General features: G+C 72.5%; 13 protein-coding genes and 1 other RNA gene. 5 read left to right on the top strand and 9 right to left on the bottom strand.

Features of this window, described 5'->3' with window-relative positions; translation table 11 throughout:
* Positions 1–19: 19 nt before the first annotated feature.
* The 5 genes from ACIBQ8_RS11840 to ACIBQ8_RS11820 form a co-directional block, all read right to left on the bottom strand.
* Entirely contained in the window at positions 20–808 is a 789-nt protein-coding gene (locus tag ACIBQ8_RS11840; RefSeq protein ID WP_397191891.1) for a GNAT family N-acetyltransferase, read from the bottom strand.
* 76 nt (positions 809–884) lie between these two features.
* A complete protein-coding gene (locus tag ACIBQ8_RS11835) occupies positions 885–1,298 on the bottom strand; it encodes an SSI family serine proteinase inhibitor (RefSeq protein ID WP_397176514.1) in 414 nt (137 codons plus the stop codon).
* A 146-nt stretch (positions 1,299–1,444) separates the two neighbouring features.
* A complete protein-coding gene (locus tag ACIBQ8_RS11830; RefSeq protein WP_397176513.1) occupies positions 1,445–2,506 on the bottom strand; it encodes a M20 family metallopeptidase in 1,062 nt (353 codons plus the stop codon).
* Positions 2,503–3,531, bottom strand: a complete 1,029-nt coding sequence (locus tag ACIBQ8_RS11825) for a dipeptidase (RefSeq protein WP_397176511.1) — start codon at positions 3,529–3,531, stop codon at positions 2,503–2,505. The genes ACIBQ8_RS11830 and ACIBQ8_RS11825 overlap by 4 nt, the downstream gene beginning before the upstream one ends.
* 72 nt (positions 3,532–3,603) lie before the next feature.
* Complete coding sequence (locus ACIBQ8_RS11820) at positions 3,604–5,076, bottom strand: flavin-containing monooxygenase (RefSeq protein WP_397191890.1); 1,473 nt, start codon at positions 5,074–5,076, stop codon at positions 3,604–3,606.
* Positions 5,077–5,193: 117 nt separating this feature from the next.
* Between ACIBQ8_RS11820 and ACIBQ8_RS11815 the strand changes: the two genes are divergently transcribed.
* The 5 genes from ACIBQ8_RS11815 to ACIBQ8_RS11795 all read left to right on the top strand — a co-directional run bounded on the left by ACIBQ8_RS11815 (position 5,194) and on the right by ACIBQ8_RS11795 (position 8,925).
* Positions 5,194–5,994, top strand: coding sequence for a Nif3-like dinuclear metal center hexameric protein (locus ACIBQ8_RS11815; protein WP_397191889.1), 801 nt, complete (start codon positions 5,194–5,196; stop codon positions 5,992–5,994).
* A gap of 2 nt (positions 5,995–5,996) precedes the next feature.
* Positions 5,997–6,737, top strand: coding sequence for a zinc ribbon domain-containing protein (locus tag ACIBQ8_RS11810; RefSeq protein ID WP_397176506.1), 741 nt, complete (start codon positions 5,997–5,999; stop codon positions 6,735–6,737).
* Positions 6,734–7,963: a bifunctional RNase H/acid phosphatase gene (locus ACIBQ8_RS11805; RefSeq protein WP_397191888.1), complete on the top strand. Its 1,230-nt coding sequence runs from the start codon at positions 6,734–6,736 to the stop codon at positions 7,961–7,963. The genes ACIBQ8_RS11810 and ACIBQ8_RS11805 overlap by 4 nt, the downstream gene beginning before the upstream one ends.
* A 265-nt stretch (positions 7,964–8,228) precedes the next feature.
* An RNA gene (rnpB, locus tag ACIBQ8_RS11800) (RNase P RNA component class A) lies at positions 8,229–8,619 on the top strand.
* 69 nt (positions 8,620–8,688) lie between these two features.
* Positions 8,689–8,925, top strand: coding sequence for a hypothetical protein (locus ACIBQ8_RS11795; protein ID WP_397176503.1), 237 nt, complete (start codon positions 8,689–8,691; stop codon positions 8,923–8,925).
* A gap of 322 nt (positions 8,926–9,247) precedes the next feature.
* Here ACIBQ8_RS11795 and ACIBQ8_RS11790 read toward each other — a convergent pair whose 3' ends face one another.
* The 4 genes from ACIBQ8_RS11790 to ACIBQ8_RS11775 all read right to left on the bottom strand — a co-directional run bounded on the left by ACIBQ8_RS11790 (position 9,248) and on the right by ACIBQ8_RS11775 (position 14,692).
* The gene (locus ACIBQ8_RS11790) at positions 9,248–10,264 is read right to left on the bottom strand and encodes an NAD-dependent epimerase/dehydratase family protein (protein ID WP_397191887.1); all 1,017 of its coding nucleotides are present in this window, start codon (positions 10,262–10,264) and stop codon (positions 9,248–9,250) included.
* Between the two features lie 33 nt (positions 10,265–10,297).
* The gene (locus ACIBQ8_RS11785) at positions 10,298–12,493 is read right to left on the bottom strand and encodes a SulP family inorganic anion transporter (RefSeq protein ID WP_397191886.1); all 2,196 of its coding nucleotides are present in this window, start codon (positions 12,491–12,493) and stop codon (positions 10,298–10,300) included.
* Positions 12,494–12,573: 80 nt separating this feature from the next.
* Positions 12,574–13,980 carry a hypothetical protein gene (locus ACIBQ8_RS11780; protein WP_397176497.1) on the bottom strand — a complete coding sequence of 469 codons (1,407 nt, stop codon included), beginning with the start codon at positions 13,978–13,980 and terminating at the stop codon, positions 12,574–12,576.
* Positions 13,981–14,179: 199 nt separating this feature from the next.
* Positions 14,180–14,692, bottom strand: a complete 513-nt coding sequence (locus tag ACIBQ8_RS11775) for a YbhB/YbcL family Raf kinase inhibitor-like protein (protein WP_397176496.1) — start codon at positions 14,690–14,692, stop codon at positions 14,180–14,182.
* Between the last annotated feature and the right edge of the window lie 513 nt (positions 14,693–15,205).

The raw sequence follows: 15,205 nt of genomic DNA, 5'->3' as shown, positions 1-15,205 counted from the left end.
GATCGCTTACGGCGGTGAACTATCCGGTCAGGGTCACCACGTAGTCCCCGCGGTCGGTGAGCCCGTCCACCCGGCCGCCGGAGTCCATCAGGCCGCCCAGCACCTCGCGCATCGCCGCCCGCCAGGCCCTGGCCGCCGCCGGGTCGTGCACGCGCAGCCGTTCGACGTCGGGCGGCGTGCCCACCAGCACGACGCCCGCGTCCGACGGCCGCACGAGCGGGCCGGAGCCGTCCTCGGCCAGCACCCGGGGGCGGCCTGCTGCCGGTTCCACCCGTGGCCCGAGCGGGCGCTCGTCCAGCGGCCACACCGCCAGCAGGCGGTCGGAGGAGTCGCCCTCGTTGATCGCGTCGGCCATGACGCCGTAGAAGTCGCGCAGGTACTCCTGCGGGCGGGCGCCCAGCTTGACCAGGTTGAACCGGGCATTGCGGCGGACGAGCGGATCGAAGGTCCAGGTGACGCGGTCGAGGCCCCGGTCCAGGCACCAAACCCGCTGGTGCAGCTTGAGCGCGTAGCCGATGCCCCGGCCGATCGAGGCGCCCGTGACGTGCGAGTGCAGCGCGCCCTCCGCCGCCCGGAAGCCCACCGACGCGCCCACCAGCACGTCGTCCTCGTACGCGCCGGCCACGTAGTTGCCGGTGTGCGCGAACCCGGCCATCAGCTCGACGCTGACCGGCGCGTTGCCCGGATCGGGCCGCCAGATCTCGTCGAACAGCCGGAAGACCTGCGCGAACTCCCCCATCTCGTGCAACTCGCGGATCGTCACGCCACTCTTGGCCGCCGCCTCGGCGGCCTCCTCCCGGCTCGTCATGCCCCCACTATGCCCGCCGGACGGCGACATGCCCGCCCGCGGTCCGCGGACGGGCATGGTCAGGGGCTACCGGGGCTCACTTCACCAGCGGCCCGAGCGTGCGTTCCATGACGCAGTCGTTCTCGAACTTCCTGTCGTAGGACGTCGTGCGGCCGTACCAGTGGCCCCTGACGCGCACGGAGACGGGGGAGTAGTTGCGCGGGCACGCGCCCGGATCGACGTTGAGATCCTTGACCACGCCGTCGACCTCGTGCAACTCCGCGCAGGCCGTGCGCGGGCGCGGGTGGGTGCCGCCGTCGGGGTCGCAGGTGAGCCGCATCGAGTACGCGCCGCCGCCGTTGCTCGGCGTGACGGTGATGAACAGCAGCACGCCCGGCTCGTCGGCGGCGGCGGCACCGGCCGGGCTCGCCCCGAACGGGGCGACGAGCGCGGCGGACGCGCACAGGGCTAGGGCGGCCGTCCTGCGAGCGGCGGTCAGCACGGATTTCATGGAACCTCCCTGGTCAACGTGCGCCCCGAGAGTGGCGGCGCACGTCAAATGACTACAGGCAGTCACCATACCGATACCACTGGTGAAGGAGTGACAGAATGCTGTCTCCGCTGATCACAACCCTCCCGCCGCCGGGCGTGGCCGGCTCAGCGCACGGCCTCGACCAGGGCGCGCAGGAGGGCCGCTCGGCGCGGCATCTCGGCCACCACCACGTGCTCGTGGTCGGCGTGCGCGCCGCCGCCCACCGCGCCCAGCCCGTCGAGCGTCGGGCAGCCGGCCCCGGCGGTGAAGTTCCCGTCGGAGGCGCCGCCCACCGCGGCGGCGGTCAGCGGGCCCACGTCCAGCCCGCCGGCCAGCTCCTGGGCCAGGGCGTAGAGCGAGGCCGACATGGCGGCTTCGAGCGGCGGCCGGTTGGGGCCCCCTTCAACCTCCAGCCGCGTGCCGGGCACCACGGGGGCCAGCGCCCGCATCGCGGCGTCCACCCGCAGCTGCTCGGCGACCGTGCCGGCCCGCACGTCGACCCCCACCGTCGCCTCGGCCGGGACGGTGTTGAGCGTCGTCCCGCCGCGCAGCACGGTCGGGGTGACCGTCGTGTCACCGGCTCCCAGGGCGGCGATGGCCAGGATCTGGTGCGCCAGCTCGACGCCCGCGTTCGCGCCCTTCTCCGGCTCCAGCCCGGCGTGGGCCGCCTTGCCGCGCACCCGCAGCGTGTACATCGACGTGCCCTTGCGGGACGTCTTCAGCGCGCCGCCGTCGGCGCTGGCCTCCATGACGAACGCGGCGGCCAGCCCCCGCGCGGTGTCCGCGATCAGCGGCGCGGAGGTGATCGAGCCCAGCTCCTCGTCACCGGTGATCAACAGCGTGACGCCGTCGAGCGAGCCGAGCCCGGCGAGCGCGTGGAAGGTCTGCACCAGCCCGGCCTTCATGTCGAACACGCCCGGCCCGCGCGCCACCCCGTCGATGACCGACCAGGGGTGGGTCGCCAGCGTGCCGATCGGCCAGACGGTGTCGTGGTGGCCGAGCAGCAGCACCCTGGGCGTGCCGAACGACCAGCGCAGATGGGTGACGCCGTCGATCACCAGGAACTCCGGCCGGGCCCCCAGGTGGCGGGCCCCCATCGCGGCCACGACCTCGGCGCTGCGGGCCACGGCCTCAAGGTCGCGCGAGAACGACTCGCACAGGACCAGCTCCTCCAGATCGTCGATCATGCCAGCCGCTCTCCGAGGAACCGGTGGACGTTCCCTCCGATGATCTTGGCGACATCCTTCTCCGGCAGGCCGCGGGCGAGCAGCCCCTCGGTCACCATGGGCAGCCCGGCGGGCCCCTCCAGGCCGGGGATCGACGCCTTGGGGTCGAGGCCGTCGGGCTCCAGGTCCTCGCAGCACGGGGGCGTCAGGTCGTCCATGACCTCGCGGATGAAGTCGGGGCCGAGGCCGACGTGGTCGATCCCGGCCACCTGCGCGACGTGCTCGATGTGGTCGAGCAGGCGGTCGAGCGTCATGTCCTCGGTGCGCTCGGCCAGGAAGGGGGCGAAGAAGTTCACGCAGACCACGCCGCCCGTGGCGGCGACCGCGCGGAGCTGGTCGTCGGTGAGGTTGCGGTGGTGGTCGCGCAGCGCGCGGGCCGCGGAGTGGGTGGCCATGACCGGCTTGGTCGCCAGCTCCAGCACGTGGGCCACGCCCGACGCGCCGAGGTGCGAGACGTCGAACACCATGCCCAGGCGCTCCATCTCGCCCAGGGCGGCCACGCCGCGGCTGGTCAGGCCGCTGCCGGTGGCGTCCTCCGCGCTGCCGTCGGCCAGCGGCGTACGCCCGAAGTGGGCGATCGAGGCCACCCGCACGCCCAGCCGGTGGACGGTCGAGATCAGCTCGACGCTCTCGTCGAGCCCCGGCATGCTCTCCAGCGCGAGCACCAGGGCGATCTTGCCTTCCTCCAGCGCCGCGTCGATCGCCGAGGCGTCGAGACAGAGCCGTACGGCGTCGGGGTTGCCCTCCGCGATCACGTGGGCGCACTCGATCATGCGCAGCGTCTGCCGCAGCGCGCCCTCGGGCCGGTACTGGTCGTCGATGAAGACCGGCAGGATCTGCAGGTCGACCCCACCCTCGACGAGCTGCGGCAGCCACCGCTCGCGGAAGAAGGAGGCCCACTGCCGGGGCGGCCGGGCGGCGACCGCCATGAGCAGATCATTGTGGGTGTCGGCCACGACGGCACGCCGATGCAGGGGAAGCGTCATGCGAAGGACGTTACCGCGCGCCCCCGATCTGCTCCAATGCGCCTCAAGTCCGATTTTTCGCCCATATCTTGTTCACCGCACCGAAGACGGGACCTCCTCGATCCTCCGGTACGCCCCGTCCGGCGGCCGGGCGGTGAGCCGCCGGTAGAGCGTCGTCGGGCCGGGCCAGTTGTTGGTGACCCGTCCCTCGGACGTCTTGTACCAGCTCCGGCACCCCTCGCCCCACACCATGCGGGCCATCGCCGCGTCGAGCTGCCTGGTCCAGGCGGCCATCGCCGCGGGACGCACCTCGATCGGCCCCTGCTCGGCCACCCGCGCCAGGCATGCCATGACGTGCCGCACCTGGCACTCGATCATGTAGATGATCGAGTTGTGCCCGAGGTTCGTGTTCGGGCCGTAGAGCAGGAACATGTTCGGGAAGCCGGGCACCGAGATGCCGAGGTAGGCCTGCGCGCCGTCGCGCCACTGCTCGGCCAGCGACCGCCCGCCGAGCCCGGTGACCTCCATCGGGGCCAGGAACTCGGTGCTCAGGAAGCCGGTGGCGTACACGATCGTGTCGGCCTCGCGCAGCCCCTCGGCGGTCTCCACGCCCTTCGGCCCGATCCGGACGATCGGATCGGTGACGACCTCGACGTCCGGCCTGGTCAGCGCCGGGTAGAAGGCGCTGTCGATGACGACGCGCTTGCAGCCGGGCGGATAGCCGGGCGTCAGCTTCGCCCGCAGGACGGGGTCGGGGACCTGGGCGCGCAGATGGGCCAGGGCGCGCTTCTTCAGCAGGCCGGCGCTCCAGCCCTCGGCCAGGGCCGGGTAGAGCGTGGCCTCGCCGTACCGGTAGATCAACTCCCGGTAGACCCGCTGGAGGCCCGGGACGTAGTGGAAGGCCAGCCGGGTCAGCGGGCCGAAGGTGGCGTCCGGCTTGGGGATCACCCAGTTGGGCGTGCGCTGGAAGACGTCGAGGTGCGCGGCCCGCTCGGCGACGGCCGGGATGAGCTGGGCCGCCGACGAGCCGCTGCCGATCACGGCGACGCGGCGGCCGGTGAGGTCGTGGTCGTGGTTCCAGCGGGCCGAGTGGAAGGAGACGCCCTCGAAGTCGGACATGCCGGGGATCTCGGGCAGGTGGGGGCGGTTGAGCTGGCCCACGCTCATGACGACCACGTCGAACGCCTCGGTGCGCTCGCCGCCGTCGTGGACGCTGGTGACCTGCCAGCGGCGGCCGTCGAAGACCGCTCGCCGTACTTCAGCCCCGAAGCGGATTTTTCGCCTGACGTCGTATTTATCGGCGCAATGCTCTAGATAGGCGAGGATTTCGGGTTGGGCTGGGTAACGGCGGGTCCAGCTCGCGTACTTCTCGAACGAGTACGAGTACGAGTACAGGTGCGAGGGGATGTCGCAGCCCGCGCCCGGATAGCTGTTGTCCCGCCACGTGCCGCCGAGGTCGGCGGCCTTCTCGAAGACCGTGAACGAGCCGATCCCGGCACGCCGCAGCCGGATCGCCATGCACAGGCCGCCGAAGCCCGCTCCGATGATCGCGACGCTGGGTGTCATGCCGTCCTCCGCGAAGTCAGGATCCACTTACAGTACGCCGGACCGCGTTCTGGCGACACCCTCCGCCACGCCCCGCGCCACCCTTCCACGGGCCGGTAGTCTGCGCAGGTGGCTGCTGTGACGCTGACTGAAGTGATCGAGGTGCTCGAGGCGGCCTACCCGCCCGCCCGGGCCGAGTCGTGGGACGCGGTGGGGCTGGTCTGCGGCGACCCCGCCCAGCGGGTGCACAAGGTGCTGTTCGCCGTCGATCCGGTCGCGGTCGTGGGCGAGGAGGCCCTCGACTGGGGCGCCGACCTGATCGTCACCCACCACCCGCTCTACCTGCGCGGCACCACCAGCGTGGCCGCCACCACGCCCAAGGGCCGCCTGATCCACCGCCTGATCAAGCACGAGGTCGCCCTCTACACCGCCCACACCAACGCCGACACCGCCAATCCCGGCGTCTCCGACGCCCTGGCCAGGGCCGTGGGCCTGACCGGCGACCTCGTACCGCTCCAGCCCTTCCCCGACGACCTCTGGCGCGGCCTGGGCCGCATCGGCGAGCTTCCCGAGCCCATGACGCTGGGGGAGTTCGCCGCGCAGGCCGCCAAGGGGCTGCCGCGCACCGCCGGCGGCCTGCGCGTGGCGGGCGACCTGGCCCGGCCGGTCTCGCGCGTCGCGGTCAGCGGCGGCGCCGGCGACTCGCTGCTCGGCGCGGCCAGGTCCGCGGACGTCGACGTGTTCCTCACGGCCGACCTCCGGCACCATCCGGCCGGTGAGTTCGTCGAGTCCGGTGGCCCGGCCCTGATCGACGCCGCCCACTGGGCCACCGAATGGCCCTGGCTCGACAGCGCGGCGTCCATCCTGCGCCTAAGTGGCGTTACCGTTGAAACGCGCGTCTCCGCCACGGTCACCGATGCTTGGACAAGAGGATATTGATCATGAAAGCAGCCCCTGAGGCCCAGAAGCGACTGCTCGACCTGGCAGAGCTCGACTCCGTGATCGACCGGCTGGCGCACCGCCGGCGCACCCTGCCCGAGCTGGCCGAGATCGACGAGCAGTCCAAGCGCCTGGCCCGGCTGGTCACCCAGGTCATCGAGGCCGAGACCGAGGCCGGCGACCTCGCGCGCGAGCAGACCAAGGCGGAGACCGACGTCGACGCCGTGCGCACCCGCGCCGACCGCGACCAGAAGCGCCTCGACTCCGGCGCCGTGACCTCGCCCCGCGACCTGGCGAGCCTCCAGTCCGAGATCGCCTCGCTGCAGAAGCGCCAGGGCGACCTGGAGGAGGTCGTGCTGGAGATCATGGAGCGCAGGGAGGCGGCCGACAGCAGGGTCACCGACCTGGCCGCCCAGCGCGACGAGCTGGCCGCCGCCCGCGCCGCCGCCGAGGACCGCCGTGACGCCGCGCTGACCGAGATCGACAAGGAGGCGGGCGAGGTCCGGGGCCGCCGCGCCGCCGTCGCCGGCGAGATCCCCGCCGACCTGCTCAAGCTCTACGACAAGCTCAAGGAGCAGTACGTCGTGGGCGCCGCCATGCTGCGCGGCGGGCGTTGCCAGGGCTGCAAGGTGGCCCTGTCCATCGCCGAGATGAACTCCATCAAGGCCGCCCCCCACGACGAGGTGCTGCGCTGCGAGGAGTGCCGGCGGATCCTGGTCCGCACCCCGGAGTCCGGCCTGTGACGTCCTACGTCATCGAGGCCGACGGCGGCTCGCGCGGCAACCCCGGCCCGGCCGGCTACGGCGCGGTCGTCCGGGACGCCGCCGACGGCCAGGTGCTGGCCGAGGCCGCCGAGGCCATCGGCGTCGCGACCAACAACGTGGCCGAGTACCGGGGGCTGATCGCCGGGCTGACCGCCGTGCTGGGCGTGGGCGGCGAGGGCGCCGAGGTGGCCGTGCGGATGGACTCCAAGCTGGTCATCGAGCAGATGGCCGGCCGCTGGAAGATCAAGAACGAGGGGCTGCGTCCGCTCGCCCTTGAGGCCGGCGCGCTGGCCAGGCGGCTGCGCGTGGTCGAGTGGACCTGGATCCCGCGCGAGCACAACAAGCACGCCGACCGGCTGGCCAACGAGGCCATGGACGCCGCCGCCAAGGGCCTGACCTGGAAGGCGGGCGGCACCCACGACACCGGCGCGGGGGCCGCGGCCGTGCCCGCGGTCCGCACCCCGGCGCCGGTCGTCGAGCAGACCGATCTCCTCGACGCGGGCGCCATCGCCGAGCTGTCGGCCCCGACGGCCTCCGTGGCCGCCGCCCAGCAGCGCTCCAAGGGCACCGGCTGGGCCCCGCCCACCCGCGTGGCCACCTCGTTGCTGCTGCTCAGGCACGGCGAGACGCCGCTGTCGGTCGAACGCAGGTTCTCCGGCCTGGGCGACGCCGAGCTCACCGCCAACGGGCTGGCCCAGGCGGCGGCTGCCGCCGAGCGGTTGTCGCGGGAGCCGTACCGGCCGGACGTCATCGTCTCCTCGCCGCTCAAGCGGGCCAGGCAGACGGCCGAGGCCGTGGCCCAGCGCACCGGGCTCGACATCGAGATCGACGAAGACCTCAGGGAAGCCGACTTCGGCGCCTGGGAGGGGCACACGTTCACCGAGGTGCAGCGCGAGTGGCCCGCCGAGCTGGCCGCCTGGCTGGCCGGCCCCGACGCCGCGCCGCCCGGCGGCGAGAGCTTCGCCACGGCGGCCCGCCGCGTCCAGGCGGCGGGGGAGCGGCTGGTGGAGCGCTACGAGGGCAAGACCGTGCTCGTCGTCTCCCACGTGACACCGATCAAGATGTTGCTGCGCGACGCCCTCACGGCGCCGCTGGGCGCGCTCTACCGGATGCACCTCGACCTGGCCTGCCTGTCGCTGATCGAGTACTACGCCGACGGCCCCGCCGTGGTGAAGTCCTTCAACGACACAGCCCACCTACGCTGAGCACCTCCGCCGACACACCCCATCCGCCTTGAGCGCACCGGTGGCGCCGTCGTGCTTCGACCGGCCCGGGTGCGTGGAGCGCGGCGGTGGAGCCGTGCTTCGACCGGCCCTGGTGTGTTGAGCGCGGCCGCGCCGGGAGCCGCCAGAACATCCCGGCGCGGCCACTGCTGCCTCCGCCCCCCTCAGGCGGTGACAAGCCCATCCCACCCAATCGATCTTGCGACTCGGTTGGGAACGGCTTGAGGTTTGATAACCTCCCTGAAGACGAGTCGGCCGGGCGGCCGCGTCGGGCCTTCGGGCCCGCCGAGGAAGGTCCGGGCTCCACAGGGCAGGGTGGTCGGTAACGCCGACCCGGGGTGACCCGCGGGACAGTGCCACAGAAAGCAGACCGCCTTCCACCTCGGTGGGAGGTGAGGGTGAAAGGGTGGTGTAAGAGACCACCAGCGCCCACGGTGACGTGGGCGGCTAGGTAAACCCCACCCGGAGCAAGGTCAAGAAGGGACGCTCTCCGGAGCGTTCCGCGCGCGACGTTCGAGGGCTGCCCGCCCGAGTCGCGCGGGTAGACCGCTTGAGGCCGCCGGCAACGGCGGCCCTAGATGGATGGTCGCCCCTTCGTTCGCGAAGGACAGAACCCGGCCTACAGGCCGGCTCGTCTCTCACCTCCCAGTTCCTGGGCCTCGCGGCCGTGCACGATCAGGGCGTACAGCACGAGTACGTCCACCGCGATGACCGCGAGCGACCACCACGGGTTGACCGCGATCCAGGTCAGCTGCGTCATCGCGTTGATCATGACGAGGACCACCGCCACGACGCGGGCCCAGGTCTGCCCCACGGTCACCGCGATGCCGGTCAGGAGCAGGACGATCCCGAACAACAGGTGGATCCAGCCCCAGGTGCCGATGTTGAAGAACAGCAGGCGGGATGGTGTGCGGACGAACAGCCCGCTGTTGATCACCGCGTAGAGACCGGTGATGATGTTGAAAACGCCGGCCATGATCATGAGCATGCCGGCGAACCATACCCAGCCCACCCAGCCCGTGACGGGCCTGCTCTGGTACGTCATCGTCGAACCCTCCCCCGTGAGTTCACGTACACCGGCAGTCACCTGCCCGTCGAGCTGAGCTGTATGCGTCTTCACAGCTCACAAGGTTTCGACCACGCGTCAGGCGCCCGGCGAAGGACGGAACCCCAGCCACCTCCGGCGACGCCTGACAGCCTCAGCCCCCTTGGCGGCCTCGGTCCCCTTGACGGCGCTCACACCGGGCCCTGACGGCGGTCGCGGGGTCAGGCGGAGCGGGCGTCCCAGGCGGCGAGGATGGCGGCCTCCTTCTCCGGGGCCATCCCGTGCACCATCCTGCGCCCGTAGGAACGCTGCTCCTCCGGGATCTCCCGCAGCCACGCCCACGTGTCGCGCACGGTCTCCGCGACCGGACGCGTCCGCAGCCCCGCAGCCTCGGCCTTGCCCGTCGGCACGCTCCAGAAGTTGTCGTTCTCCTCCGACGGCGGCCCGCCCCACAGCGGCAGCTCCACGAACGCCCCGGCCCCCTGCGCGACCAGGAACTCCGCGTCCATCCACACGAACTCCGCGTCGGACCCGGTGACCTGCTTGCACAGCTCCAGCCACTCGCCGTAGGTGGTGTTGCCCGCCGGGCCGGTCACCGCGAACCGGCCGGCGACGCCCTGCTCGGCCTGGTCGAGGGTGAAGATGGCGACGTCGCGGGCGTCGACGAGCTGCATCGGCGCGGCCGGATCGCCGGGCGCCAGCACCCGGCCGCCCCGCGAGATGCGGGTCAGCCACCAGGGCAGCCGGGCCACGTTCTCGTACGGGCCGAGGATCAGCCCAGGCTGGATGATCAGCGCGTTGCCGTCGAAACCCTGCTCGACCGCCCGCTCGCACCCGGCCTTCAGCACGCCGTAGTCGCCGTCGTCGGGGCCGGCGTCGGGCTCGCACGGCCATCCGCCGGTGTCCTCGGTCGCCGCCTTGGCGGGGAACCCGTCGAGGGCCGAGACGCTGGAGATGAACGCGTACGTCGCCGCCCGGCCCGACAGCGCCCGCACCGACTCGCCCACCACCCGCGGCACATACCCGGACGTGTCCACCACGAAGTCCCACGGCCCGCCGTCGGCCAGCCGCTCCAGGTCGGCGACGGACTCCCGGTCGCCGCGCACGGCCTGGACGCCCGGCACGTCGCCGCCACTCTGCCCTCTGTTGAACGTCGTGACCTCATGGCCACGCGCCAACGCCTCCTCCGCGATGGCGCGCCCCAGGAACCCCGTGCCGCCGATGAGCAAAATCTTCATGAACCCATCTTCCGCGCCCGGCGGGGCGCGGGCTCACAACTTCACGGAGAGCGAAGACCGCAGCGGCGGCACCAGGTGCACCCGCGCCGACCCGATGTCGAAGTACAGGCCCACCAGCTCCAGCTTGCCCGCCCTGACCTGCTCGTCCACCTTCCGGTAGGTGCGCAGGTTCTCCAGCTGCTGCTGGACGTTCACCCGGCACAACACGTCGAGGGCCCCCTTGTGCAGCCGGTCGCCCTCGGTCTCGATGAACCTGGCCAGGCTGTGGTTCCCGTGCCGCAGCCACCGCCGCAGCCCCGGCAGGCTGCCGGCCTGCACCCCGGCGCTGAGCACCCCGGCCATGGCCCCGCACCCCGAATGCCCGCACACGGTGATCGTGCGCACGCCGAGCACCTGCGTGGCGTACTCGATCGCGGCCACCACCGAGTCGTCGTGCGGCTCGGAGCCGCGGCGCGGCACCAGGTTGCCGATGTTGCGCACGGTGAACAGGTCGCCGGGACCGCTCGCCGTGATCAGGCTGGGCACGATCCTGGAGTCGGCGCAGGTGATGAACAGGTGGGTCGGCTGCTGCTTGCGCGCGAGCTCGGTGAAGATCGGCCGGACCAGCGGCGCCGTGGTGCGGTGGAAGTCGCGCGTCCCCTCGGTGCAGGTCACCGGGGTCGAGCCGCCGTCGTCGGGGATGGCGCGGCGCTGCGGGCGGGCCCGCCGCTGCGCCCACGGCACCCATCGCCGGTCCGGCGACCCGCCGGGACAGGCGCGGCCCCCGCCGGACGCCAGCGTGTACCACTCGTCGTGCGGCTCGTCGAGATCGACCGTGCCGCCCGCCTGCTCGTGGTCCAGCCGCCAGGAGTGGATGGCCTCGAAGGCCGCGTTGTCCATGAAGTCGATGGTGAGGTCGAGGTCGACCGGCGTGCCCGCGGGGATCGACCGCAGCTCGTGCGTCAGCCTGGGCACGCCGAGGAACGTCAGCGAGCCGCTGATCGTCACGTGCAGCCGGCCGTCCGGCTCCTCGCGCCTGCGCACGCTCACCCAGGTCAGCCGGCGCAGCGCCAGCAGCGCGGCCAGCGCCGCCCCCGCCAGCACCCCCTCGGCCAGGCCCAGCACGATCACCGTCACCGCCGTCACCGCGTAGACCGGCACCTCGCCGTGCCCGCGGCCCTTCCTGACGCGCGCCAGCCCCACCAGCCGCACGCCGGTGAACACCAGCAGCGCCGCCAGCGCCTCCAGCGGGATCAGCCGCACCGTCCAGCCGAAACCCACCGCGAAGCCCAGCACCCACACCCCGTGCAGGATCGCCGCCGACCGGGTGCGGCCGCCCGCCCGCACGTTCGCCTCCGTACGCACGACGCCGCCGGCGACCGGCAGCCCGCCCAGCGCCCCCGACACCATGTTGGCCACGCCCTGACCGGTCAGCTCCTGGTCGAGGTCGGCGCGGCGGCCGGGGTGCATCCCGTCGGCGGCGGACGCGCACAGCAGCGACTCGACGCTGCCCAGCAGCGCCACGAGCAGCACCGCGCCCACGATCGTGTGCCAGTCGGCGGACGGCAGCACCGGGAAACCCCACCCGGCGAAGCTGCCCGCCAGGTCGATGTGCGTGACGTCCCAGCCGGCCAGCCAGGCGACGCCCGCCGTGGCCGGCAGCGCCACCAGCGGCGCGGGCACCACCCTGACCCGGGCCGGCAGCCGCGTCCACGACGCCAGCACCACGATCGTGAACAGGCCCAGCGCGACCTTGTGCCCGTGGAGGCCGGCGAGCTGGCCGGGCAGGTCGGCGAGGTTGGCCAGGGCCGAGAGCTGGGGCTGCCCGCCGAGGACCACGTGGAGCTGGGAGAGCGCGAGGATCACGCCGACCGCGCCCAGCAGGCCGCGCACGACCGCGGGGGAGACGGCCGGGACGACCCGGGCGGCCTTGACCACGCCGAGCACGAGCTGGACGACCCCCGCCAGCAGCGTGATCATGCACGTGGCCCGCCAGCCGTGGACCCGCACCAGCTCCACGACCACCACGGACACCCCTGCGGCCGGCCCGCTCACCTGGACGGCAGACCCGCCCAGCGAGCCGGCCACCACCCCGCCCACGACGGCGGCGATGAGCCCGGCGGCCGGCGGGGCGCCCGAGGCCGCCGCGATGCCCAGGGAGAACGGGACTGCGACGAGGAAGACCACGAGCGAAGCGGGTAGATCATGCCGTAGCGTACGCAACCAGCTACTGAGGGTATCGCCGATCATGTCGGAAACCCTAGTGGTGCGCCACCCCCGCTTTAGGGGGTCGTCGCGGGGGTTTTACTCATTCGGTAAGGGGCCGGAGATCACCGGTAGTAGTCGTTGTAGTCCTGCTCGGGGGCGCGGCGACGGCCGCCGCCGTTGTCGGCCTGGCCGGGCGTCGCCGCGCCCTGCGACTGCCCGCCGTACGTCGGCCAGTTCGCCGTGCCGGACGGCGGCTCGGGCCAGGCGGGGCCGGGCCCGGCGGTGAAGTCGCCGGTCTCGTACGCGATGGAGGACGGCGCGGGCGTCGCCGGCGGAGCCGACAGGACGTCGTCGTAGGCCGAGACCGCGCGGGCGGGGACGGTCGGCGTGCCGGTGGCCGGAGAGGGGCCCGTGATGGGGGAGCCGGAGTCGTCGGCCACGGCCCAGCCGGCGCGCACCTCGTACGAGGCCGGGAACGCGGCGGCGGGCGAGGCGGTGGCGGCGGGCTGCTCCACGAAGGCGGGCCAGGAGCTCGCCGGGCCGCCGTAGGAGGCGGGGGAGGGGTCGTCGAGGATGTCGGGCGAGGCGGCGGGCCAGGAGCCGGAGGTGGCCGCGGCGGGCGCGCCCGTCCAGGTGGTCTCAAGGGCGTCGGCGGCGTTGTTGGCGGCGTTGTTGTACGCGGGGAACGGGTCGCTGGTCGGCGCGCCGTGGATCGGCGCGACCGGCGCGACCGGGAAGGACCCGCTGGAGGTGACGCCTGCGTAGGACCCGCCGGCGGCGGCCGGGTGGGCGGGGAACGAGCCGCCGCCCGCTGCCGGGACGGCCGGGTGGGCGCCGCTCGCGGGCAGGGGCTCGGGGCGGGAGGCCGGCACGACCGGCTGGGCGCCGCCGCCGAGAAGGCTGAGCACGTCGGGCGTGGGCGCCGCGAACGTCACCGTGCGCTGGTCGGCCAGGTCGGAGGCGGAGGGAGTGGGCCGCTTGGCGGGCTCCACCAGGTCGGCGAGGTTGGCCGCCGCGGCGGCGGCGGGCTGGCGCTGGGGCAGCGGGGCCTGGACGGTCGCGGCGTTGGGGTCGGCCGCGGCGGCCACGGGCTTGGGCTTGGCGGGACGCTCCCGGCGCTCGGCGGGCTGCTCACGCTCGACGGGACGGGAGGCGCCCTTCCGGGCCGCCACGGTGCCGCCGGCGCCGAAACCGCCCTCTTCCGCGTCGCTGCGGATGTTCGCCCAGAACTCCTCGTCCTCGTGGTCGGTGGTCGGGTTGCCCCACTCGTCGACGCCACGCCTGCCACGCTGGCCGGTGCGGACGGGTTTGGGCTTCACCTCGTCGATCGGGGAGAAGTCAGGGCTGAAATTGGCCATGCGCGGTTCGTGCGCGGCGAACTCGTCGGTGGACCGGGCGTGCGTCATCTCCTCCTTCTCGGCCATCTCCTTCAGCCGTTCCGGAGGGAGAGAGCTCTCCCGGCGGTTCATGGAACGCATGCCCAGTGCCACGACGACGAGCACGAGGAGCACGACAGCGACCAAGCTCACGACGACCGCGATCATTGCACCACCCTCAAAGCCATGGCCTCCCTGTGGCATCGGTGAGATCGCGCGGCCATCGACGCGATCTGCCCCCTTTGATCACCAATGCCTAACAATTGGATCTGATTCTGTCGGACCACTATGAGAGTTGTCACACCCTACGCAAAGAATTGGTCCATCCGGTCTACCTGCGGTGATCGACCTGTCACTGGATGTTCACCGCCGTCAGCCGGCCTCGGGCGATGGTGTGGTCGGCGATCTTCTTCAAGATCTCGGGGAGGCCGCCCTCCGTCACCACGACCTTGTCGTTCAGCGTGTAGACGGTGAACCGGTAGCTGCCCGGAGTGTTACAGGGCGGTTCGTAGCCCGCCTTCCCACTGGTCACCGTGGCCTGGCTGGAGCCCTCTGGCGGACTCTCGGCGGCACCCGGCCCCAGCTCGGTCGTGGTCGCCGGGATGTTGTAGAGCACCCAGTGAACGGCCGATTCGGAGGGAGTATGGGAGTCGACCACGATCGCGATCGACTTCGCCTTCGGCAAGGGCTCGCTGGACCAGCGCAGCGGGGGGCTGCCCTGGCGGCCTCGGCAGGAGAACTCGCTCGGCAGCGGCATGCCGTCGCGCAACTCCGGACTCGAGACGTTGATCTCCGCGATCTCCTTGGCCTGGGATCTTCCGATGCCCAGGGCGGCGCAACCTGACAGGGTGAGCGCGAAAGCCACCACTGTCACACTGACAGCGGCCCGCCTCACACGTGATGCCGTGTTACACAGCCCCATGCCGGATGATGCTACGCGGCTCTCGGCGGTGCGCAGACCGTTTCCCGATGGTCGGTCGTCGGTAAAGGAGCCGAAACCGGGCCGAATGCGGGGATCCGGGGGGTGAAGTTGGCCACAGGGACGCCGTCGGCGAAGGGCCGGGGGTGACGATCCGATGACCTTCCTGGCCTGCCCGTTCCCCGGGGTGCGCGGTGCCGTCCCGGGGCGCGAGACGACAGGACAAAACGGGCATGGTTTCGGACGTCGCCCAGCACGCAAAATTCAGATGCGCCGAACGAGGCAGATGTGCTTTGCGCAGGGGGTGCGGCTGCCCGGATCTCCACGCCTTGCGGGAGAGCGGCGGCCCAGGTCTCCGCGTCTTGCGGGAAGGCGGAGGCCGTCGCGTCTCTGCGGCTTATGGGAGGGCGGGGCCGTCGCGTTGCTGTGCTTGCGGGGGACGGCGGCTGCCACGCTTCG

It is taken from the genome of Nonomuraea sp. NPDC049646, assembly GCF_044465525.1.
GTDB lineage: Bacteria > Actinomycetota > Actinomycetes > Streptosporangiales > Streptosporangiaceae > Nonomuraea.
Note: the sequence above shows the minus strand (reverse complement) of the source record. Positions and strands in the feature narration are given on the sequence as shown.

Excerpts from the sequence above, each read along its gene's own strand:
- ACIBQ8_RS11790 (WP_397191887.1), bottom strand. The coding sequence starts at position 10,264 with ATGAAGATTTTGCTCATCGGCGGCACGGGGTTCCTGGGGCGCGCCATC.
- ACIBQ8_RS11830 (WP_397176513.1), bottom strand. The coding sequence starts at position 2,506 with ATGATCGACGATCTGGAGGAGCTGGTCCTGTGCGAGTCGTTCTCGCGC.
- ACIBQ8_RS11840 (WP_397191891.1), bottom strand. The coding sequence starts at position 808 with ATGACGAGCCGGGAGGAGGCCGCCGAGGCGGCGGCCAAGAGTGGCGTG.
- ACIBQ8_RS11825 (WP_397176511.1), bottom strand. The coding sequence starts at position 3,531 with ATGACGCTTCCCCTGCATCGGCGTGCCGTCGTGGCCGACACCCACAAT.
- ACIBQ8_RS11835 (WP_397176514.1), bottom strand. The coding sequence starts at position 1,298 with ATGAAATCCGTGCTGACCGCCGCTCGCAGGACGGCCGCCCTAGCCCTG.
- ACIBQ8_RS11795 (WP_397176503.1), top strand. The coding sequence starts at position 8,689 with ATGACCGCGAGCGACCACCACGGGTTGACCGCGATCCAGGTCAGCTGC.
- ACIBQ8_RS11810 (WP_397176506.1), top strand. The coding sequence starts at position 5,997 with ATGAAAGCAGCCCCTGAGGCCCAGAAGCGACTGCTCGACCTGGCAGAG.
- ACIBQ8_RS11785 (WP_397191886.1), bottom strand. The coding sequence starts at position 12,493 with ATGATCGGCGATACCCTCAGTAGCTGGTTGCGTACGCTACGGCATGAT.
- ACIBQ8_RS11820 (WP_397191890.1), bottom strand. The coding sequence starts at position 5,076 with ATGACACCCAGCGTCGCGATCATCGGAGCGGGCTTCGGCGGCCTGTGC.